Raw genomic sequence first — 19569 nt, forward strand, 5'->3', positions numbered from 1 at the left:
AGCAGGGCATGAATGTGCTGGAAACCGACTGGTGGGCCATGGCACTGCCACCCGAATGGTGGGGCGAGGTGGACGAGGACGAGGACACCGTGCTGGTGGGCGATCAGGATGACGTGGGCTGTATCGAGATCAGCACCCTGCACAAAGCCGATGGCCATTTCGACCAGGCAGAGCTACTGCGTATCGCCGGCAACGAAAGCGAGGCCGAGCAACAGTGGCAGCAGGTTGAACTGGGGGATTTCCGGGGCTGGCGGGCGGCATTTGCCGAAGGTGACGCGGCGGTACGGGAGTGGTATGTCGCCAATGGCAGCCTGCTGTTGTTTATTACCTACAGCTGTGACCTGGATAACCGCGGCATGGACGATGGCGCGGTGGATGAGCTGTTGGACTCGCTGACCACGAATCGTTAGCCCGCGCTCAACTGATCGTCCCGGTCACCCGCACCCGCTTGGCGCCTTTAACCGGTGCGGCCTTGCGGGCGTCCTGGCGGCGCTTGATCTGGCCGTCCACCAGGTTCTTGCCGGCGATCAGCAGGCCGGTAAAGATGAACGCGCCGGGCGGCAGGATGGCCAGCAGGAAGGGCTGGTAGCTGGCCACCACGACCCATTCCCAACTGGCCGCGCCCGGCCCGAACAGCAGGTCCATGTTGGCGAACAGCGTGCCGGTCCCGACCAGCTCCCGTAACCCTCCCAGCAACACCAGCACGACGCCGAAGCCCAGTCCCATGAGCAATCCGTCGAAGGCGGCCGGCCCCAGCGCATTCTTGCTGGCAAAGGCATCCGCCCGGCCCAGGATTACGCAATTGGTGGTGATCAGCGGCAGGAAGATACCGAGGATCTGGTACAGCTCATAGGCAAAGGCCTGCATCAGCAGTTCGGTGCAGGTGACCGCCGAGGCGATGATCATCACGAACACCGGCAGCCGCACCGCGTCGGAGACGATATTGCGGATCAGCGACACCGAGGTATTGGAGCAGACCAGTACCAGAGTGGTGGCCGCGGCCAGCCCCAGCGCATTGACCACGCTGCCGGTGACGGCCAGTAGCGGGCACAGGCCCAACAGTTGTACCAGGGCCGGATTGTTCTTCCACAGCCCGTTCAGGGTGAGGTCGCTGTAGCGCGGGGTGCTCAAGTTTCGTCTCCGCTGTCACTGCCTGCTGTGGGCTCCCGCAATAGGGTAGCACGCTGGCTGTCGGCATACTGCAGGGCTCTGTGGACTGCGGCGACCACGGCCCGCGGGGTGATGGTGGCGCCGGTAAACTGGTCGAATGCGCCGCCGTCCTTGCGTACTGCCCACTGGGCCGGCGCCGGATCGTCCAGGGAGCGGCCATCGAAGTCCAGCATCCAGTCGGATTTACCCAGCTCGATCTTGTCGCCCAGCCCCGGTGTTTCCCGGTGAGTCAACGCCCGCACACCGGCGATGCTGCCATCGGCCATGATGCCGACAATCAGTTCGATGTCGCCGCTGTAGCCATCGCGGGCAATGATCGGGACGATCACGGCCACCAGTTCGCCGTCGCGGCGGGCGACATAGACCTGCCGGTCCCGGCGCAGGCCCAGGCCCGGTGTGCTGGCTGCCAGCGGCACGGTATCGTCCAGCATGCTGTTGTCGTGCAGTGTGCGTGGCAGGATTTCCAGCAGCGCCCGCTCCTCCGCCTTGCGCTGCTCCGCGGCAATGGTGTCGCGGGTCAGCAGCCAGGTGCCGGAAATAAGCAACGCTGTCACCAGCGCGAACAGCGCCAGCAGCAAACTGTTGCGGGTAATCGATTGCCCCAGCATCAGGTTTCACCCCGCGGCTTGCGGTGCCCGTAGGTGCGCGGCTGGGTATAGTGATCGATGAAGGGCGCCGCGAAGTTCATGATCAACACCGCAAAGGCCACCGCGTCCGGGTAACTGCCCCAGACCCGGATCAGGTAGACCAGCAGCCCCACCAGGGCACCAAACATCATCCGTCCACGCACTGACACGGCGGAGGTGACCGGGTCGGTTACGATGAAGAATGCACCGAACATGGTGGCCCCGCTGAGCAGGTGAAACAGTGGTGAGCCGCCGCTGGCGGAGCTGCCGCCGTCGTAGAACAGCGCGGCGCACAGCGCCAGGCTGGCCAGCATCGACAGCGGTGCGTGCCAGCTGAAAACGCGCCGGTACAACAGCCACAGGCCGCCCGCCAGGAAGGCCAGGTTGGCCCACTCCCAGCCCAGGCCGGCCCAGCGCCCGAACTGGGGCGTCTGTTGCCACAGGTCCTGCAACAGCAGGCCGTCGTTCTGGCGCAGCACATCCAGGGGTGTCGCCATCGTCACCCCGTCATACCAGGCCGGCAGGAAGCAGGCCTGCAGCGCCTGCCACAGCCCGGGCACCTCGCCCAGGCCGCGCGGTGGGGTCCAGGCGGTCATCTGCACCGGAAACGAAATCAGCAGTACCACGTAGCCAACCATCGCCGGATTAAACAGGTTGTAGCCCAGGCCACCATACAGATGCTTGGCCAGCAGGATGGCGGAGGCCATCCCCACCGCGATCAGCCACCAGGGCGAGCCGGGTGGCAGCGCGATGCCCAACAGGGTTGCTGTCACCAGGGCGCTGTAATCGCGCAGATAAAAGCCCAGCGGCCGGCGCCTGAGTGCCAGCGCCAACGCCTCGCAGGCCAGCCCCACCACGCAGGCCCAGGCGATGTTCACCAGCGTGCCGAAGCCGAAGAAATGGGTCAGTACCAGTATCCCGGGCAGGGTCGCCAGCAATACCTGGCGCATGATGGAAGCGGTACTGGTACTGCCGTGGGCGTGGGGGGAGCTGATTCGCAGCAGTGGCATCAGTGGGTCTCCGGCTGCGGCGCTGCGGCCTCGGCGGCGGCAATCTTCTCGCGCAGTCGCTGCACGGTCGCTTCCAGCGCGACCAGGATTTTCTCCTGTTCACCGGCGGCGCGGCCCTCTGCCAGCCGCTGCTCGGATTTTTCCAGCCGCTGCCGCAGTGCATCCAACTGCGCGGCGGCCTGCTGCTCCGGGGTAGCGGCATCTCCGCTCTGCTGCGCGGCCTTTTTCGCTTTGGCGCGTTCTATCGCGGCCTGCACCGGGTCATCTTCGCTGCCCTTGGCCGCCGCCTGCCGGGCCCGCTGCTCCGCAGCGGCCTTGCGCGCCGCGCGCATGGCCTCGCGCTCCTGCTCTTCGCGGACGATGCGCGCCTGGCGGGCTTCAAAGCGCAGCCGGGCCTGTTCGGCCTTCTCGTGATCGTGGCGCTGCTGCAGAATCTCCGCCTTCGAGGCGCGGTAGTACTGCACCAGCGGGATATGGCTGGGACAGACCCAGGAGCAGGCACCGCACTCAATGCAGTCAAACAGATTGTGCTGCTCCAGTTTCTCCACCTCCTTGCCCTGGGCGAACCAGAACAGCTGCTGGGGCAGCAGGCTGGCGGGGCAGGCCTGGGCACACAGGCCGCAGCGGATGCAGGCCTGGGCCGGCGGCGGGGGTGGCAGTTCGCTGGCGCTGGGCGCCAGGATACAGTTGGTGGTCTTCACCACCGGCACGGCCGCGCTGGCCAGGGTGAATCCCATCATCGGCCCGCCCATGATCAGGCGCAGGCAGTGCTCGGGTTGAAAGCCGGCGAGATCCAGCAGGTACTGCATCGGGGTGCCCAGCAATACCTCGAAGTTCTGCGGCGCGGCCACTGCCTCGCCGGTGACGGTGGTGATGCGGGAGATCAGCGGCCTGCCATCGACGATCGCATCGCGCACTGCCACCACGGTGCCGATATTCTGGCAGACGATGCCGATATCCGCCGGTAGGCCGCCGCTGGGGACCTGCAGTCCGGTGAGAATCTCGATCAGCTGTTTTTCCCCGCCGGAGGGGTATTTGGTCGGGAAGGCAATCACTTCGAGGCCGGGCTCAGCATCGGCGGCGGCGCTGCGCAGCGCGGCGATCGCCTCGGGCTTGTTGTCCTCGACGCCGATCAGCACCTGCTCCGGATGGAGGATGTGGCGCAGGATGGCGATGCCGGCCAGGATGTCTCCGGCCCGCTCCCGCATCAGGATATCGTCGGCGGTGATATAGGGTTCGCACTCGGTGCCGTTGATAATCAATGTGCGGATGCTGGCGCCGGGCTTGCCCGCCAGTTTGATCGCGGTGGGAAAGCCGGCTCCGCCAAGGCCAGCGATGCCGGCGGCGCGAATCCGCTCCAGCAACTGGGTGGGCTCATGGTCCCGGTAATCCGCCACGCCGTGCAGCGGCGCCCACTGGTCGCGGCCATCGCAGTCGATCACGATACACTTCGCGCTGTAGCCTGACGGGTGCGGAATAGGGCGTTCGGCAATGGCCGCGACGACGCCCGAGCTGGGAGCGTGCAGCGGCACGCTCACATGCCCACGCGCTTCGGCGATCAGCTGTCCCTTCAATACCTGCTCCCCCACCGCGACCACCGGCTGTGCCGGAGCACCGATATGCTGGGACAGCGGCAGTGTCAGTTGCTCCGGCACGCCCGCCTGGCGGATGCCCCGGGTCAGGGACTGCTGTTTGTTCTCGGCCGGATGAATGCCACCGTGGAAGTCGAATACCCGCCTCATGCCGCCCGCTCCCCGCTGTTGGCGTCCGAAGCGATGATCTCCACCCGGCGGCTGACCGGATCCGGTAGCTGCCAGTGCCAGCTCTGCAGGCCCTGTTGCACCGGGATCATGTCGATGCAATCCACCGGGCAGGGTTCGACGCAGAGGTCACAGCCCGTGCATTCGCTGGCGATCACGGTGTGCATCTGTTTCGCGGCGCCGAGAATCGCGTCCACCGGGCAGGCCTGGATGCATTTGGTGCAGCCTATGCACTCGGCTTCGCGGATCCAGGCGACCGTCCTGACCTTTTCCTCCCCGTGTTCTGCGTCCAGTGGTATGGGCTCTACGTCCAGCAGCTCGGCCAGCTCGTGAATGGTCGCCTCGCCACCGGGAGGACATTTGTTGATGGCCTCGCCCGCGGCGATGGCCTCGGCATAGGGGCGGCAGCCGGGAAACCCGCACTGGCCGCACTGGGTCTGCGGCAGAATGTCGTTGATCTGGTCGGCGACCGGATCGCCCTCGGTACGAAAGCGTATTGCAGCGAAGCCCAGCAGAGCGCCGAAAGGGGCGCCCAGGCCCACCAGTGCCAGCAGTGCCGCCAGCAGTGGATACTGTGAGATCAGCTGCATCATGCCATTACACCAGGCCCGCGAAGCCCATGAAGGCCAGTGACATCAGGCCCGCGGTGACCATGCCGATGGCGGCGCCGCGGAAGGGTTCCGGCACGTCCGCGACCGCCAGCCGTTCGCGCATTGCGGCGAACAGCACCAGCACCAGGGCAAAGCCCGCAGCGGCCCCAAAGCCATAGAACAGCGCCTGCAGGAAGTTGTGGTCCTTGTTGAGGTTGAGCAGCGCCACTCCCAGCACGGCACAGTTGGTGGTGATCAGCGGCAGGTAGACGCCCAGTACGCGATACAGCAGCGGACTGCTCTTGCGCACCACCATCTCGGTGAACTGCACGACCACCGCGATCACCAGAATAAAGGAGATGGTGCGCAGGTACTCCAGCCCCAGCGGCTGCAGCAACAGGTTGTAGGTCAGGTGGCTGCAGGCCGAGGCCAGGGTGAGGACAAAGGCGGTTGCCATGGACATCCCCATCGCGGTTTCCAGCCGGTTGGACACCCCCATGAACGGGCACAGGCCCAGGAACTGGACCAACACGAAGTTGTTTACCAGGATGGCGCTGATCAACAGGATGGAATAGTCGGCTAGCACGGTTTCTCTGGTCCGCGGTAAAGTGTGGCAAACCCGCAATGGTAAGCAGTTGCTCGCCGGGACACAATCACCTCTCGGGATGAATGGCACTTACTTTAGCGGTTGGGTGCCTGTAATCCGGGAGCGTTGGGGTGTCTTTAATCCGGGCACTACTGCCGGAGAGTGCTTTCGAGACACGCCGTAGACCCATCCATGGGGGCTCGGTTGCCGCATCCATGCGGCAAACGGTCTCGAAAGCACTCTCCGGCAGTAGCGCCCTCATATCGCAGCAGGTCCCGGGTAAGTACCATTCCTCTCGGAGGTCAGCTTAGAACCTGTCCGGCCACGGCTTAGCCCTGGCCGGCGTCGGTCTGTTCGGCGCTCGCCGCCAGCATGGCATCGACCCGGGCAGGGTCAACCCGGGTCATCAGCGGCTGGAAGGGGGCCAGTTCGTGGTCCAGCAGGGGGCCGGGCAGCGCGGTCCAGTCCAGTGAGCAGTTCAGGAACTTCTCCGCCTTGTCCGCCATGGCCGGCAGTACCGGTTTCAGGTAGATCATCAATACCCGGAACAGGTTTATCCCCAGGCTGCAGATCGCGTGTACTTCCTGTTCCCGCCCCGCTTCCTTGGCCAGCACCCAGGGTTTGTGCTCGTCGATATACTGGTTGGCGCGGTCCGCCAGTGCGACCACGGCCCGGATTGCCTTGCTGAATTCGCGCTGCTCGTAGTACTGCGCGATGACTGTGCCCTCGTCGATGAAGGCCTGCAATAACTCGGGCTCGCTGCAGCTCGCCGTGGTGCGGTTGTCGAAGCCCTTGCGCAGAAAGCCGGCACAGCGGCTGGCGATATTGACGATCTTGCCCACCACGTCGGCGTTGACCCGCTGCACGAAGTCGCCCAGGTTGAGGTCGATGTCGTCCACCGCGCCGCTCAGCTTGGCGGCGAAGTAATAGCGCAGGTACTCGGGGTCCAGGTGTTCCAGGTAGGTGCTGGCCTTGATGAAGGTGCCCCGGCTCTTGGACATCTTGGTGCCGTTGACGGTCAGGAAGCCGTGGGCATAGATGGCGGTGGGGGTGCGCAGGCCGGCGGAATCCAGCATGGCCGGCCAGAACAGGCCGTGAAAGTTGATGATGTCCTTGCCGATGAAGTGGTACAGCTCGGCGTCCGTGTCCCGCTGCCAGTAGCTGTCGAAGTCGCGGCCGGTGCGGGTGCAGTAGTTCTGGAAGCTGGCGATATAGCCGATGGGGGCGTCCAGCCAGACATAGAAGTACTTGCCCGGCGCCCCGGGGATCTCAAAACCGAAATAGGGCGCGTCGCGGCTGATGTCCCATTCCTGCAGGCCGGCATCGGTCCACTCGCGCAGTTTGTTGGCCACCTGGGGCTGCAGTGTGCCCGAGTCGATCCAGGCAGTGAGCATGTCCGCGAATGCGGGCAGGGTGAAAAAATAGTGGGTCGAGTCTTTTTGTACCGGCCGCGCCCCGGACAGCGCCGATACCGGATCGATCAGATCCGCCGGGGTATAGGTGGCGCCGCAGGCTTCGCAGTTGTCGCCGTACTGGTCCGGGGTCTTGCAGCGCGGACAGCTGCCCTTGATGAAGCGGTCCGCCAGAAACAGGTTTTTCTCCGGGTCGAAGGCCTGGGTGACCAGGCGACTGGCAATATGTCCGTTGGCCTGCAGGCGGCGGTAGATTTCCTCGCTCCAGTAGCGGTTTTCGTCGGAGTGAGTGCTGTAAAAGTTGTCAAAGCCGATCAGGAAGCCAGCGCTGTCGCGCTCGTGTTCCTGCTGAACCCGGGCGATCTGCTGTTCCGCGGTGATGCCGAGCTTTTCGGCGGTCAGCATGATGGCGGTGCCGTGGGCATCGTCGGCGCACACGTAGAGGCAATCGTGGCCGCGGGATTGCTGGAAGCGCACCCATATATCGGTCTGCACCATCTCCAGCAGGTGGCCCAGATGCAGGGAGCCATTGGCATAGGGGAGGGCGCTGGTCACCAGAATTTTGCGCGCACTGTGGTCGGCCATCGGGTAGCGGAGTCCGTTAATTCAAAAAAAGGGGCGCTACTATAGCGGTTTTGTGGTCCGGTTTCACTTCTGCGATGATGCGCGCCGGTCAACTCTGCCAGGGACAGCGATGCTCACCAAACTTCTACGGCGATTGGTTTTTACTCTGCGCGTATGCCGGTTGCGCCTGGTGGGGTACGTCCGCGGCGGCTGGTACCATCTGGTGCGCCGGCCGCTGGGCTACCTGGCCTGGACACTCTGGACCCGCTGCGGCTGGGTGCCGGACCGGATCCTGTCGCGCCGCAACGCCATCGCCAGGCTGCCGGATCTGACCCTGTTGCGGGCTCCCCCTGCACTGATTGATCGCTATGTCAGGGAGGAGGATGTGCAGCGCAGGTTGTTCATCTGGTCCGGAGACTGGGACCGGCACGCCGCCCCGTTGGAGGAGAATCCGCGCTACCGCCTGATGCTGGATATCTGGACCCATCGGCACCGCCTCGAAACCAGCGCCACCATGGACTACCTGCTGCAGCGCATCCGCGAGGGCCGCCCTGGGAAGTAGTGAACAAGGGCCTGCGTCTTGATACGCGGGACAGGGCCCTGGCCTTTTGCGAAAGCCAGTTGGCCCTGCTGTCGTCCCTGGAAGAGGACGGTTTCAGGCCGGGACTGGCCCCCGACGAACTCAAGGTGGCGATCGGCCGCCGCGGTGAGGTTATCAAGGCCAATTCCGGACGCAAACGCTTTACCGCCGCCCACATTCTGGGAATGCAGCGCATCCCGCTGCGCATAGCCTATATCCACCGCGACTGGCTGCAACTTCATGGCGGCCCACCCGGGGGGATCGCGCGAGGGCAGTAAGGGCCGCGCTGCAAGCGGTTCACGATCGCGTTGCCGCGCTGGGTGACGCGCCACGTGCCGGCACCTGAGCTGCCGGACGGGGTCGAAAGGCTAAATACACTTGACCACCGCCGGGGCTGCACTTAGTCTGCTGGCAACAAAAAACGGCCGCGCAAACGCGCAGCCATGTCTCTTGTGCGCCCATTGGGGGATTACATGAAACCTGCCACCTTGCGCTGTTTGGGGGACCGCTCCCCTGTGTTCCTGTCCCGCTCCACCCTGGCTCTGGCGCTGATGATTGCAGGCAATGGTCTGGCCGTAGCGCTGAGCCAGCCCGCCCGCGCCCAGGCCGCGGCGGAGCCTGGGACCTCTCCGCGACTGGAGGAAGTGGTGGTGTCGGCGCGCAAGCGCTCGGAGAGCATGTTTGACGTACCGATCAGTATCAACGTCGTAAGTGAGCAATTGATACAGCGCATGGGTGCGCAGGACTTTACCGACCTGCTGACCCAGGTGCCGAGTCTGACGGCCTATCAGAACGGCCCGGGACGGACCCGTATCTTCATCCGCGGTATCGCCAATGGCGCGGGCAATGACAATGACACCCAGAACCAGGAGACGGTCAGCATTTATCTGGACGACATCCCCATTTCCCTCGGTGCGATGAATCCCGAGATCGCGCTGTTTGACCTGGAGCGGGTGGAGGTGCTGCGCGGCCCGCAGGGCACCCTGTTCGGAGCCGGTGCCATGGCGGGCACGATTCGCCAGATTTCCAAGAAACCCGATTTCGAGGGCGTCAGTGGCATGCTCGAACTCGATGCCGCGACCATCGCCCACGGCAGCGAGACCTATGGCGTCAAGGGCATGGTCAATGTCCCGGTGATCGATGACAAGCTGGCAATTCGGGCGAGCGGCTATTACACCGACTTCGGTGGCTATATCGATAACGAGCTCACCGGCGAAAACGATATCAATGACGGCGTCAGCAAGGGCTTCAAGGTGAGTGCGCGCGCTCTGCTTACCGAGGACCTGACGGCCGACTTTACGGTGATGGCCCACGACTATTCCGACAACGGCCGGCCGGAGGACCTCGATGCGACCCCGTTTCTGACCCGCAACTATCCGTCCTTCGATGGTTACGACGATGAAATGCAGGTGTACAACATGACCCTGGTCTATGACCTGGGCTGGGCGGAGTTCACCTCGTCCAGCTCGTATTTCGACCGCGAGCTTGTCAACCGCCGCTCGCTGGATCTGATTTTCGAGCTGTCGCTGCCCCTGGGATTACACCCCATGAGTTGGTGGACAGCACCGACATTGAAGTTTTCTCCCAGGAGTTGCGCCTCAGTTCCAGCTACGAATCGGCGCTGCAGTGGACCGTGGGCGCCTATTTCGACAAGACGGACACGTTTTATCTCAATACGTTTCCCGTGCCGGGAGCCGATGCGGTGCTGGGCACGCCGTCGTCCTTTTTCGGCGCACCCGAAGACCACCTGTTCTATGGCTTTGACGACTTGACCGTTGAAACCTACGCTTTTTTTGGCGAAGCCTACTACAGCATCGGCGATTTCACCATTACCGGGGGGCTACGGTACTTCAACTGGGAGCAGGACATCGAGTTCTACCAGTCGGGCCTGTTCAACGGCGGCGCCAACAGCGATCCGCGGCCGAAGAGCTCGGTGGATGACATCAATCCCAAGCTGAACATCTCCTATGATATCAGCGATGATTCACTGGTCTACGTCCAGGCGGCGCGCGGATTTCGTTATGGCGGCATCAACGGCGCTGTGCCGGAGTCAGTCTGTGCAGAAGAACTGGCGGAAGTTGACCGGCAGGGCGGGGACGTACGCTTCTTTGATCCGGACAAGCTATGGAATTACGAGATTGGCAACAAGGGTACTTTGGCCGATGGCCGGGTATCCTATAATGCGGCCTACTTCTACATTGACTGGGACGATATGCAGACCACCCGCAGCTTTACCTGCGGTTTCGGTTTCCGCGAAAACGTGGGCAAGGTTGTCAGCCAGGGCTTCGAGTTTGAGCTTAACGCCCAGCTGTCCGAGCGCATGACGCTGGGTTTCGGCGGCTCCTGGATCAATTCCGAACTGGACGGCGATGTGCCCAACCTGAACGCCAGCAAGGGCGACAAGGCCCGTATGTGCCCGAGCTGTCACTGAACGCCTGGGCCGAATATGCGCGGCCACTGGCGCCCGGAGTGGAGGGGTTCCTGTGGGGCAATGTAGTCTACGTGGACGACAGGCACACCGAGTTCAACCGCGACCCCACCACCATCTACCGCAAGATGGATGCCTATTCAGTGGCCAACCTCCGGCTGGGGGTCAACTGGAATTCTCTGGAACTGTCACTGTATGCCAACAACCTGCTGGATGACGATGGCGTAGTGCGCGCGTTGCGGCGGCCACCCTTCGATCCGGACGCAGTAATTCGCGTTCACCCGCGGACAGTGGGAATCACCCTGCGCAGTTATTTTTGAGCTGCGCCCATCACTTCGGCTGACGGCTGACGGCTGGGGACCGTGTGAGGGGTTGAAGCGGAGAGATTGGAGCGGAGAGAGTGATGCTGTTTCTCGATAGTGTGCTGGGGCTTGCCCTGCTGGTGTTTGTTCTGAGCTGGTGGGCCACCCGCTGGCGCTGGCGCCGGCCGGTTTTACTGGGAGCGGCCCTGATCGGGTTGGCTGCGGCCGCCTTAGGCTGGTTGGACTACCGCTGGCAATCGGCGCCGGGGGCCGCCGTGGCCCTGCTCGCCCTGCTGGTGGCGATTGTCGGGGCGCTGCGTCGCGCACCGCCGCGGGCCGGCAGGCCGTGGCTGTCCGGCACACTCTGGTTGCTGCTGACCGCGGTCGCGGTGCTGCCACTGTACCTGTTTCCAGTGCGGGATTTGCCGGCCCCGTCGGGGGCGCACCCGGTAGGCAGCGCTGAATTCGCGCTGATCGATGAGAGCCGTAGGGGGCTGCTGGGCGCGGCGGCCGATGAACCGCGGCGGCTGCTGATACGGGTGTGGTATCCGGCGTCCACAGTTGCCGGGCTGGAGCCGCGGCCCTATTTCAGCGAGCTGGAGGCGGCGACCACGGCCACCGGCCTGGGCCGGGTCATCGGCGTACCCTTTCTGCTTCAGTACTTGAAGCACGTGAGTACTCACGCGTACCCGGCGGCGCCTGTACTGGATGCGGCGGATGCCCTGCCGGTGGTGATCTACAGCCACGGCTACACCTCCTTTGCGGGCCAGAATTCGGCCCTGATGGAGGAGCTGGCCAGCCATGGCTACCTCGTGTTTGCCGTGCAGCACAGCTACGACGCGTCACCGACTGTACTGCCCGACGGGGAAGTCCTGGCGATGGATCCCGCCCTGATTGAAACCATGCGCGCGGCGATGGAGCCGACCCCGGCATTCATCCAGGCTGTAGCGAGCCATGACCTCGCCGAGCGGCGTGCAGGGCAAATCCAACTCCGTGAGCAGGCGCTGGCGCGGGATGACAGAATAGCGACCATCAGCGCTGCGGCCTGGCTTGAGGACCGCCGTTTTGTGCTCGATGCCCTGCAGCAGGCAGCGGTACCTGCAGCAGTGCAGGCCCTGGTGCGGGCGGGCGACTACCGGCGTACCGGGCAGATGGGGATGTCGTTCGGCGGTTCAGCCACTGGCGCGCTGTGCATGGTGGATTCCCGCTGTGCCGCGGCGGTCAACCTGGATGGCGCAAATTTCCACGAGACGCCGTTGGGCGCCAATATTCCGGTACCCTTCCTGATGCTGTATTCGGATCCGGCCTACCTTGCCCAGGCGGTGAGTCCGGGGTCGGATGCGCCGCGGCGCGGGTTCAATGAATTTTCCTACGAACGGCCGGAGCTTGCCGGTCTCAGGCCGGATGTGTACCGCTTTATCGTGTCCCGGGTGCGTCACCTGGGCCTGTCGGATCTTACCCTGTTCATGCGCAACCCGGCGCGGGCGCAACTGCTGGGCTCGATTGATGCCGGTGCTGCGTTGCAGATCCAGAATGATTTTGTCCGCGGTTTTTTCGATACCCATCTGCGCAACCAGGAGGTCGACTTTCCGCAGGCGCAGTTGGCGCAGCATACGCAGTGGGTCACTCGCGAGCGTATCGACGACGTGCGCGAGTGGTGGCTGGAGCAGCACCCCGGGGACCGCACCGAACGAGTAATCCTCGAGACAACACTGGGCCTCATCGAGCTGGCTCTGTACCCGCGCCGGGCGCCGCTGTCCACCGCCAATTTCCTGGCCTATGTGGAGGCCGGACACTATGACGGTGCAACCCTCTACCGGGTCACGAATACAACGCTTGAGCACGGCATAGACGTGGTCCAGGGCGGCCTGATGGGCGAGGTGATCATCAGCGATATCGGCGCCTACGAACGGGCCGAGGCTCCGTTGCCAAGAGTTGCCCACGAAACCACGGAGCGCACCGGCATTCCCAATGAACGGGCCACGCTCGCCTTTGCCCGGCTCGAACCCGGCACAGCCACTTCCGAGTTCTTCTTCAACATACAGGACAATCCGGGGCTGGATACCGGCGAGGCTTCCCGCAACCCGGATGGCCAGGGCTATGCCACCTTCGGCCGGGTGCTGCGTGGCCTGCCCTTGCTGGAGCGGATACAGGCGCTGCCCACCAGGGAGGCGGCCCCGATACCGATGCTGGAACGGCAATTGCTGGAGCGCCCGGTGGTGATCACGCGTGCCTACCGGGTGGCGGAGGGCTGACCCCGGCCGCTGCCATTGTCCTGCTGTGGGCAAGTCCATATACTGGCGCCCTCTGATCCGCGCCGCTACGCTCGCGGATGCATACACCCAACGGATTTCCGGGCAGTCATGAATACGATCAAGCACATCATCGCCGTCGCCTCGGGCAAGGGCGGCGTCGGCAAGTCCACGACCGCCGTCAATCTCGCGCTGGCGCTGCAGGCCCTGGGAGGCCGCACCGGCCTGCTGGATGCCGATATCTACGGGCCCAGCCAGCAGCGCATGCTGGGTATCGCCGACGGTGTCAAGCCGGAGCAGCAGGGCGGCCAGTTTCTGTTGCCAGTGATGGCTCACGGGCTCAAGACGATGTCCATGGCCTACCTGACCAGCGAGCGCACGCCGATGGTCTGGCGTGGGCCGATGGCTGGCGGGGCGCTGGTGCAGATGCTGGAGCAGACCCTGTGGGGAGAACTGGACTATCTGGTCATCGATATGCCTCCGGGCACCGGCGACATCCAGCTGACGCTGTCGCAGAAGGCGAAGGTGGCGGGTGTGGTAATTGTCACCACCCCTCAGGATATCGCGCTGCTGGACGCACAGAAGGGTATCGAGATGTTCCGCAAGGTTGACGTTCCGATCCTGGGCATCGTGGAGAACATGGCGGTACATATATGCAGCCAGTGTGGCCACGCCGAGCACATCTTTGGCAGCGCCGGCGGCGAACGGGTAGCGCGGGACTACGGCGTGCCACTGCTGGCCAGCCTGCCGCTGGCCCTGTCCATCCGCGAGCAGACCGATGCCGGCACACCGACGGTAATGGCCGCACCCGACGGGCCCGAGGCGGCCTTGTACCTGGAGGTGGCGAGAGCGGTCCGGGATGCCTTGCAGCAGGGCGGGGATGCCGGCTCGGCCTTCCCCGACATCAGCATTTCCGACGATTGAGGGGTAGGCGCACAGGTGAGTATTAAAGCAGACAGGTGGATCCGCCAGATGGCACAGGAACAGGGCATGATCGAGCCCTTCGAGCCGGGCCAGGTGCGTAGCAACGGCGGGCAGCAGCTGATTTCCTACGGCACCTCAAGCTATGGCTACGATGTGCGCTGCTCGGAACACTTCAAGATATTCACCAATATCAATTCCGCCACTGTGGACCCCAAGGCCTTTGATGACGGCAGCTTTGTCGACGTTCATGGTCCGGTCTGTGTGATTCCGCCCAATTCCTTTGCGCTGGCCAGCACGGTGGAATACTTCCGTATTCCGCGCAACGTGCTGACCATCTGCCTGGGCAAGTCCACCTACGCGCGCTGTGGCATCATTGTCAACGTGACGCCGCTGGAGCCGGAGTGGGAAGGGCATGTGACGCTGGAGTTTTCCAACACCACGACACTGCCGGCCAAAATCTATGCCAATGAAGGTGTGGCGCAGATGCTGTTTTTCGAATCGGATGAAGTCTGCGAAGTGAGCTACCGCGACCGCCGCGGCAAATACCAGGGTCAGCGCGGCGTCACCCTGCCGCGGGCCTGATCAGGCGTCGGGCGCGACGGCTGCCACCTCGACCCTGTCGCCGGCGATGGTCGCCTCAGACAGCAGGATCTCCACCGGCTTGCCATCCTCGACGTGGACGGTCTTCACCATCAGGTAGTCCCATTCCGGCGCGATCCAGATATCCGACTCGCGCTCGGAATCATCATGGGGGCGCTCGAAATGTAGAGTGTTGACCGGTCCCAGCGGGGTTTCCACGATCTCGTCACCCCTGAAGACCAGCGTGTAGTCCTTGACCCGCTTGCCGTCGGCCACCCGGATCTGGATATCCTGCCGCGGGTCCTCCGTGTTGAGCAGATGCAGCCGCAGTTGCTCCTGCTGGCTCAGCCGGTCGAGAGTGCCCTCGGTATAGGGCAGTTCATACCATTCGTCCTTGTAGAGACTGCGCACGGTGTCCGCGCCCGGGGTGAAATGTACTTCCCGGCGCCGGTTGATCAGCCCGGTGCCCTGGTAGATGTAGGATTTGGGTTTGACCTGGCCCTCCTGTATCCGGAACAGGGCGACCTCGTGAAAGCCCACCACCAGCAGCTTGCCACCATTGGTCAGGGTATAGTTGCCGTCACCGTCCGACTTCAGCTCCCGCTCCAGCGTCACAGTCATGCCCCGGGCGGACGTTTTATAGTCGGCATTGTAGGGTTTCAGGGCGGTGGCGGCATCTGCCGCCTCGGATTCGGCGGCCTGCAGTGCGGGACAGGCGAGGACGAGCGCGGCCAGAGCGAGCCCCAGAAGGCTGTTACGGCCGGTACTCAATGCCACTGGGGGGTATTTTCTGGCCATCAAGAAATGCTCCTTGTTTGTTCAAAATGAGCCGGCCCTGCAGGAACCACCGGGCGGCCAGCGGATATATCACGTGCTCGATCGCAATGATCCGGGCTGCCAGGCTGTCGGCCGTGTCGCCCGGCAGCATCGGCAGGCGCGCCTGTAGTACCGGCGGGCCGCCGTCCAGCTCGGGAGTGACGAAGTGAACGGTGGCTCCGGCTTCACTGTCCCCTGCATCAATTGCCCGCTGATGTGTATGAAGTCCGGGATACTTGGGCAACAATGACGGATGAATGTTCAATAATCTACCGGAGAAAGGCGTTATAAATACCGGAGTCAGTATCCGCATGAATCCGGCCAGGATCACCAGGTCCGGCTCCTGCTGTTGTACGCAGCGCACCAGGGCGGCGTCGAAGGCTTCTCGCTCCGGGTAGTCGCGGTGGTCGACGCAGGCGGTAGGAACACCGGCGGCTGCGGCCCGCGCCAGGCCGGCCGCGTCGGGGCGATTGCTGGCCACCAGGCAGATATCAGCGGCCAGCCGCCCCTGTTCGCAGGCCTCCAGGAAGGCCACCATGTTGGAGCCGCGGCCAGAGATCAGGATTGCGATTCGGCCTCGTTCGACGCTGCTCATCCGGCCAGCTCGGTGCCCCGCTCACCGGCGACCACATCCCCCAAACGCCAGGCCGTGAGGCCGCTGCGGGCCAGTGTCTCAAGCGTCGCCGGAGCGTCGTCAGCGGCGACACACAGCACCATGCCTACACCACAATTGAAGGTGCGGTACATCTCGGCGGTGGCGACATTGCCCTGCTGTTGCAGCCAGTGGAATATCTCTGGCCACTGCCAGCTGCCGGTGTCGACCACGGCGCGACAGCCCTCGGGCAATACTCGCGGCAGGTTTTCCGGCAGGCCACCGCCGGTGACATGGCACAGCGCCTTGACCTGGACCTTGCGGAACAGTTCCAGCAGGGGTTTGACATAGATCGTGGTGGGGGTCAGCAGGGTCTGCCCCAGGGTGCTGCCGGCAAAAGGCTGCTGCAGGTCGGCGCCGCTGACTTCCAGGATCTTGCGGATCAGCGAGTAGCCGTTGGAATGCGGACCGCTGCTGGCAATGGCGATCAGGCTGTCCCCGGCCGCCACGGCGCTGCCGTCGATGATCTCCGACTTTTCCACCACGCCGACGCAGAATCCGGCCAGATCGTAGTCTGCTCCGTGGTACATGCCGGGCATTTCCGCGGTCTCGCCGCCGACCAGCGCACAGCCGGCCAGTTCACAGCCGGCGCCGATACCGGTGACCACCGCCGCCGCCGTGTCCACATCCAGCGCACCGGTGGCGTAGTAATCGAGGAAGAGCAGGGGTTCCGCCCCGGCCACCACCAGATCGTTGACACACATGGCCACCAAATCGATGCCGATGCTGTCGTGTACGCCCATGGTCAGCGCCAGGCGCAGTTTGGTGCCGACTCCATCGGTACCCGACACCAGCACCGGTTGCCGATACCCCGCGGGTATTTCGCACAGGGCACCGAAGCCTCCCAACCCCCCCAGAACCTCGGGCCGGGAGGTGCGTCGCGACACCGTCTTGATACGCTCGACCAGTGCGTTACCGGCGTCGATATTGACGCCGGCATCCTTGTAGCTGAGGGAGGTGCGCCCGTTGTCTGTACTCATGGGGTATGGGATCCGCTTTCAGGCCAGGGAAGCTGCAGTTGCAGGGGCGGGTATTCTAGCCGGAAACCGGCGCCACTTCACCCTGCGGTCATTTTTCGCCCGGGTCTGTTGCCTGTCCGCAGTGCTGATACAATGACGCACTTTATTTGCGAAGGCGGAGGCGGCTTTGACGAGGCTAATGGTGCGGCTGGCGGGACTGCTGGTATTGCTGCTCGCGGCCGTGCCGGTACTGGCATCTGAGCTGGTGCGGGATCTCTATGTGGCAGAGGTGGCGGTGGAAGACCGCAGCGCTGCGGAACTGGCCCGTGCCTCCGGGGAGGGGCTGGCCCGGGTGCTGGTCAAGGTGTCAGGATCCCGGGAAGTACTGGCCCTGCCGCAGATAGAACAGGCCCTGAAATCTGCCCGCAACCAGGTGCTGCAGTACTCTTATTCCCGTACCGGCCGCTCCCCCGAAGCGCTGGCCGCGCGGGTGGAGTTCGATCCGGGCCAGGTACGGGGCCTGCTGACGGCAGCTGGTGCGCCGCTGTGGACAGCCAACCGGCCCGTGGTGCTGTTGTGGTTGGTGCAGGATGACGGTGGCGAGCGCAGCTTTGTCACTGAGGAAAGCGCGCCCGAGCTCACCGGGACCCTGATCGAGGCGTTCCGGCGGCGCGGGATTCCCGTGCGCTTGCCGTTGTTTGATCTGACTGATAGCGCGGCCCTGAGCCCCGACCAAGCCTGGCAGCTGTCCGCCCCCCGGCTGCATGCGGCCTCCAGGCGCTACGGAGTGACCGAAGTACTGGCCGGTCGGGTGGCAACCCTGTCCTCTGAAGACCGGGTCGGGGACTGGACCTATCTGGCCGGCGACAACAAACTCAATCGCAGTGTGACCCGGGCCAGCGTGGAAGAATTCGTGGCCCGGGGGGTCAGCCTGGTGGCGGAGGACATGGCGGCACGCTACGCGGTAGCAGCCACCGGCCTGCCGGACGCCGGATTGACCATGGTGGTCAGCGGCGTCACCAGTTACGCGGATTACGCGGGTATTGTCTCCTGGTTGGAGAGTCTGGAGCTGATTGAACGGGCCAGCGTCACCACGATCAGGGGCGATCAGCTGTCACTGCAGTTGACGGCGCAGGCCGATGCCGGGCATCTGGCGACCATCATTGAGTTGAACCCGCGGCTGACACCTGCAGCGGGAGGCACTGGCACGCAGCTGAGCTACCGATGGCGCAGCTGATTCGCGAAAACCGCTGCCGGATTGCGGGGCAGGAGGCTGGCACTTCGACTGCCGAGACATCAACCGGGGTGTGGTGTTCAAGACACGCCGTCAACCCCTCCATGGGGGCTCGGATGCCTGGGCGGCCCCGCGCAGAGCCTGCCCCATGAGCGCAGCGAGTGCTTTGGGCATCCATGTCGCATACGGTCTTGAACACCACACCCCGGTTGATCTCTCTAGCCTCGTAGTCGGACAATGGGACAGCAATAAATCCAAATGAATAATACACCCGCAGATAGCAGTCCGGCGCGACAATTGGCGCTCAATATGCAGTTGCGCGACGATGCCACGCTGGAGAGTTTTCTGGCCCTGTCGTCACAGGCGCCGTTGCTGGCGGCACTGCGCCAGCAACTGGAGCCGGGCGGGGAGCCACTGCTGTTTTTGCACGGCTCGGGCGATACCGGCAAATCGCATCTGCTGCAGGCCGCCTGCCACCTGGCGGGCAATGTCGGCTGCTATCTGCCGCTGGCTGACTTCGGGGCGTACCCGCCCGCCGAAGTCATGCAGGGGCTGGAACAGATGCAACTGGTATGCCTGGATGACATTGAGGCCGTGTTGGGCGACCGGGACTGGGAATTGGCGCTGTTCCATTTCTTCAACCGCGCCCGCGACCAGGACTGCCGCCTGCTGATCAGTGCCAGCGCTGCGCCGCGCCTGCTCGATGTGGGGCTGGCCGATCTGCACTCACGGCTGTGCTGGGGCCTGGTGTTTCAGTTGCCGGTGCCGGATGATCAACGCCGGCAGGCCATTTTGCAGTTCCGGGCGCAACGGCGGGGCCTGCAGATGCCGCAGGAAGTGAGCCGCTTCCTGGTCAGCCGAGTGCCGCGGGGCTTGGCAAGCCTGCTGATGCTGCTGGATCGCCTGGATGCCCACTCTCTTGCCACGCAGCGGCCATTGACGATACCTTTTGTGAAACAGGTTCTCAGCCTATAGTGGGCCGGCACCATCATCAATTCCCGAAAATTTGTGTAACTATTTCGGGGCGAAATAGCTGGCAACCTGGCGTTGTAGGGGTATCCTGCGCGGAAGTTGCATTCTACACTTCCCATGATGGGGACGGGTTTACAGCAAAGGAGATGAATC

Annotated in this window: 20 protein-coding genes and 1 pseudogene; 11 read left to right on the forward strand and 10 right to left on the reverse strand. The window is 63.9% G+C overall.

The window, feature by feature from the left end; translation table 11 throughout:
- Positions 1 to 8 precede the first annotated feature (8 nt).
- Positions 9 to 410 carry a hypothetical protein gene (locus G3T16_RS14220; protein WP_163495813.1) on the forward strand — a complete coding sequence of 134 codons (402 nt, stop codon included), beginning with the start codon at positions 9 to 11 and terminating at the stop codon, positions 408 to 410.
- 7 nt (positions 411 to 417) lie between these two features.
- Here the strand turns inward: G3T16_RS14220 and G3T16_RS14225 are convergent, their stop codons facing one another.
- From G3T16_RS14225 to metG, 7 genes are all read right to left on the reverse strand, one after another.
- The gene (locus tag G3T16_RS14225; RefSeq protein ID WP_163495814.1) at positions 418 to 1131 is read right to left on the reverse strand and encodes an electron transport complex subunit E; all 714 of its coding nucleotides are present in this window, start codon (positions 1129 to 1131) and stop codon (positions 418 to 420) included.
- A complete protein-coding gene (gene rsxG / locus G3T16_RS14230; RefSeq protein ID WP_163495815.1) occupies positions 1128 to 1778 on the reverse strand; it encodes an electron transport complex subunit RsxG in 651 nt (216 codons plus the stop codon). Before rsxG ends, G3T16_RS14225 begins: the two co-directional genes overlap by 4 nt.
- Positions 1778 to 2806: an electron transport complex subunit RsxD gene (rsxD, locus tag G3T16_RS14235; RefSeq protein WP_163495816.1), complete on the reverse strand. Its 1029-nt coding sequence runs from the start codon at positions 2804 to 2806 to the stop codon at positions 1778 to 1780. The genes rsxG and rsxD overlap by 1 nt, the downstream gene beginning before the upstream one ends.
- Positions 2806 to 4548 (reverse strand): electron transport complex subunit RsxC, encoded by a 1743-nt coding sequence (gene rsxC / locus G3T16_RS14240; RefSeq protein WP_163495817.1) that lies wholly within the window; start codon positions 4546 to 4548, stop codon positions 2806 to 2808. Before rsxC ends, rsxD begins: the two co-directional genes overlap by 1 nt.
- Positions 4545 to 5159 (reverse strand): electron transport complex subunit RsxB, encoded by a 615-nt coding sequence (gene rsxB, locus G3T16_RS14245; RefSeq protein ID WP_163495818.1) that lies wholly within the window; start codon positions 5157 to 5159, stop codon positions 4545 to 4547. The genes rsxC and rsxB overlap by 4 nt, the downstream gene beginning before the upstream one ends.
- 4 nt (positions 5160 to 5163) lie before the next feature.
- The gene (gene rsxA, locus G3T16_RS14250; RefSeq protein WP_163495819.1) at positions 5164 to 5742 is read right to left on the reverse strand and encodes an electron transport complex subunit RsxA; all 579 of its coding nucleotides are present in this window, start codon (positions 5740 to 5742) and stop codon (positions 5164 to 5166) included.
- 329 nt (positions 5743 to 6071) lie between these two features.
- Positions 6072 to 7739: a methionine--tRNA ligase gene (gene metG, locus G3T16_RS14255; RefSeq protein WP_163495820.1), complete on the reverse strand. Its 1668-nt coding sequence runs from the start codon at positions 7737 to 7739 to the stop codon at positions 6072 to 6074.
- 109 nt (positions 7740 to 7848) lie between these two features.
- Between metG and G3T16_RS14260 the strand changes: the two genes are divergently transcribed.
- The 8 genes and pseudogenes from G3T16_RS14260 (at position 7849) to dcd (ending at position 14786) form a co-directional block, all read left to right on the forward strand.
- Positions 7849 to 8280, forward strand: a complete 432-nt coding sequence (locus G3T16_RS14260) for a hypothetical protein (RefSeq protein WP_163495821.1) — start codon at positions 7849 to 7851, stop codon at positions 8278 to 8280.
- Positions 8280 to 8576 (forward strand): hypothetical protein, encoded by a 297-nt coding sequence (locus G3T16_RS14265; protein WP_163495822.1) that lies wholly within the window; start codon positions 8280 to 8282, stop codon positions 8574 to 8576. The genes G3T16_RS14260 and G3T16_RS14265 overlap by 1 nt, the downstream gene beginning before the upstream one ends.
- A gap of 399 nt (positions 8577 to 8975) precedes the next feature.
- Positions 8976 to 9299: pseudogene (locus tag G3T16_RS21985) on the forward strand (TonB-dependent receptor plug domain-containing protein); the annotation flags it as partial.
- 632 nt (positions 9300 to 9931) lie between these two features.
- Positions 9932 to 10729 (forward strand): TonB-dependent receptor domain-containing protein, encoded by a 798-nt coding sequence (locus tag G3T16_RS21175; RefSeq protein WP_269473229.1) that lies wholly within the window; start codon positions 9932 to 9934, stop codon positions 10727 to 10729.
- Positions 10711 to 11046, forward strand: a complete 336-nt coding sequence (locus tag G3T16_RS22515; RefSeq protein ID WP_197911682.1) for a TonB-dependent receptor — start codon at positions 10711 to 10713, stop codon at positions 11044 to 11046. The genes G3T16_RS21175 and G3T16_RS22515 overlap by 19 nt, the downstream gene beginning before the upstream one ends.
- An 83-nt stretch (positions 11047 to 11129) precedes the next feature.
- Complete coding sequence (locus G3T16_RS14275) at positions 11130 to 13283, forward strand: peptidylprolyl isomerase (protein WP_163495823.1); 2154 nt, start codon at positions 11130 to 11132, stop codon at positions 13281 to 13283.
- A gap of 108 nt (positions 13284 to 13391) precedes the next feature.
- Positions 13392 to 14204 carry an iron-sulfur cluster carrier protein ApbC gene (gene apbC / locus G3T16_RS14280; RefSeq protein WP_163495824.1) on the forward strand — a complete coding sequence of 271 codons (813 nt, stop codon included), beginning with the start codon at positions 13392 to 13394 and terminating at the stop codon, positions 14202 to 14204.
- Between the two features lie 15 nt (positions 14205 to 14219).
- Positions 14220 to 14786 carry a dCTP deaminase gene (gene dcd, locus G3T16_RS14285; RefSeq protein WP_163495825.1) on the forward strand — a complete coding sequence of 189 codons (567 nt, stop codon included), beginning with the start codon at positions 14220 to 14222 and terminating at the stop codon, positions 14784 to 14786.
- On the opposite strand, the gene G3T16_RS14290 is transcribed toward dcd, so the two are convergent.
- The 3 genes from G3T16_RS14290 to purM are packed head-to-tail and all read right to left on the reverse strand — an operon-like array spanning position 14787 to position 17231.
- Positions 14787 to 15581, reverse strand: coding sequence for a DUF3108 domain-containing protein (locus tag G3T16_RS14290; protein ID WP_163495826.1), 795 nt, complete (start codon positions 15579 to 15581; stop codon positions 14787 to 14789). It lies immediately after the preceding gene.
- Positions 15538 to 16194 carry a phosphoribosylglycinamide formyltransferase gene (gene purN, locus G3T16_RS14295; protein WP_163495827.1) on the reverse strand — a complete coding sequence of 219 codons (657 nt, stop codon included), beginning with the start codon at positions 16192 to 16194 and terminating at the stop codon, positions 15538 to 15540. The genes G3T16_RS14290 and purN overlap by 44 nt, the downstream gene beginning before the upstream one ends.
- Positions 16191 to 17231 (reverse strand): phosphoribosylformylglycinamidine cyclo-ligase, encoded by a 1041-nt coding sequence (purM, locus tag G3T16_RS14300; protein ID WP_163495828.1) that lies wholly within the window; start codon positions 17229 to 17231, stop codon positions 16191 to 16193. Before purM ends, purN begins: the two co-directional genes overlap by 4 nt.
- 166 nt (positions 17232 to 17397) lie before the next feature.
- On the opposite strand from purM, the gene G3T16_RS14305 reads away from it, so the two are divergent.
- Both G3T16_RS14305 and hda read left to right on the forward strand, forming a co-directional pair.
- Complete coding sequence (locus G3T16_RS14305; RefSeq protein ID WP_163495829.1) at positions 17398 to 18447, forward strand: DUF2066 domain-containing protein; 1050 nt, start codon at positions 17398 to 17400, stop codon at positions 18445 to 18447.
- Positions 18448 to 18702: 255 nt separating this feature from the next.
- Complete coding sequence (gene hda / locus G3T16_RS14310; RefSeq protein ID WP_163495830.1) at positions 18703 to 19419, forward strand: DnaA regulatory inactivator Hda; 717 nt, start codon at positions 18703 to 18705, stop codon at positions 19417 to 19419.
- Positions 19420 to 19569 lie beyond the last annotated feature (150 nt).

The organism is Kineobactrum salinum (assembly GCF_010669285.1).
Taxonomy (GTDB): Bacteria; Pseudomonadota; Gammaproteobacteria; order Pseudomonadales; family Halieaceae; genus Kineobactrum; species Kineobactrum salinum.

Bases quoted from the DNA above. Each gene is read 5' to 3' on its own strand.
- G3T16_RS14220 (WP_163495813.1), top strand. From the start codon at position 9: ATGAATGTGCTGGAAACCGACTGGTGGGCCATGGCACTGCCACCCGAA.
- rsxG (WP_163495815.1), bottom strand. From the start codon at position 1,778: ATGCTGGGGCAATCGATTACCCGCAACAGTTTGCTGCTGGCGCTGTTC.
- rsxD (WP_163495816.1), bottom strand. From the start codon at position 2,806: ATGCCACTGCTGCGAATCAGCTCCCCCCACGCCCACGGCAGTACCAGT.
- rsxC (WP_163495817.1), bottom strand. From the start codon at position 4,548: ATGAGGCGGGTATTCGACTTCCACGGTGGCATTCATCCGGCCGAGAAC.
- rsxB (WP_163495818.1), bottom strand. From the start codon at position 5,159: ATGATGCAGCTGATCTCACAGTATCCACTGCTGGCGGCACTGCTGGCA.
- metG (WP_163495820.1), bottom strand. From the start codon at position 7,739: ATGGCCGACCACAGTGCGCGCAAAATTCTGGTGACCAGCGCCCTCCCC.
- G3T16_RS14260 (WP_163495821.1), top strand. From the start codon at position 7,849: ATGCTCACCAAACTTCTACGGCGATTGGTTTTTACTCTGCGCGTATGC.
- G3T16_RS14275 (WP_163495823.1), top strand. From the start codon at position 11,130: ATGCTGTTTCTCGATAGTGTGCTGGGGCTTGCCCTGCTGGTGTTTGTT.
- apbC (WP_163495824.1), top strand. From the start codon at position 13,392: ATGAATACGATCAAGCACATCATCGCCGTCGCCTCGGGCAAGGGCGGC.
- G3T16_RS14290 (WP_163495826.1), bottom strand. From the start codon at position 15,581: ATGGCCAGAAAATACCCCCCAGTGGCATTGAGTACCGGCCGTAACAGC.
- purN (WP_163495827.1), bottom strand. From the start codon at position 16,194: ATGAGCAGCGTCGAACGAGGCCGAATCGCAATCCTGATCTCTGGCCGC.
- purM (WP_163495828.1), bottom strand. From the start codon at position 17,231: ATGAGTACAGACAACGGGCGCACCTCCCTCAGCTACAAGGATGCCGGC.
- hda (WP_163495830.1), top strand. From the start codon at position 18,703: ATGAATAATACACCCGCAGATAGCAGTCCGGCGCGACAATTGGCGCTC.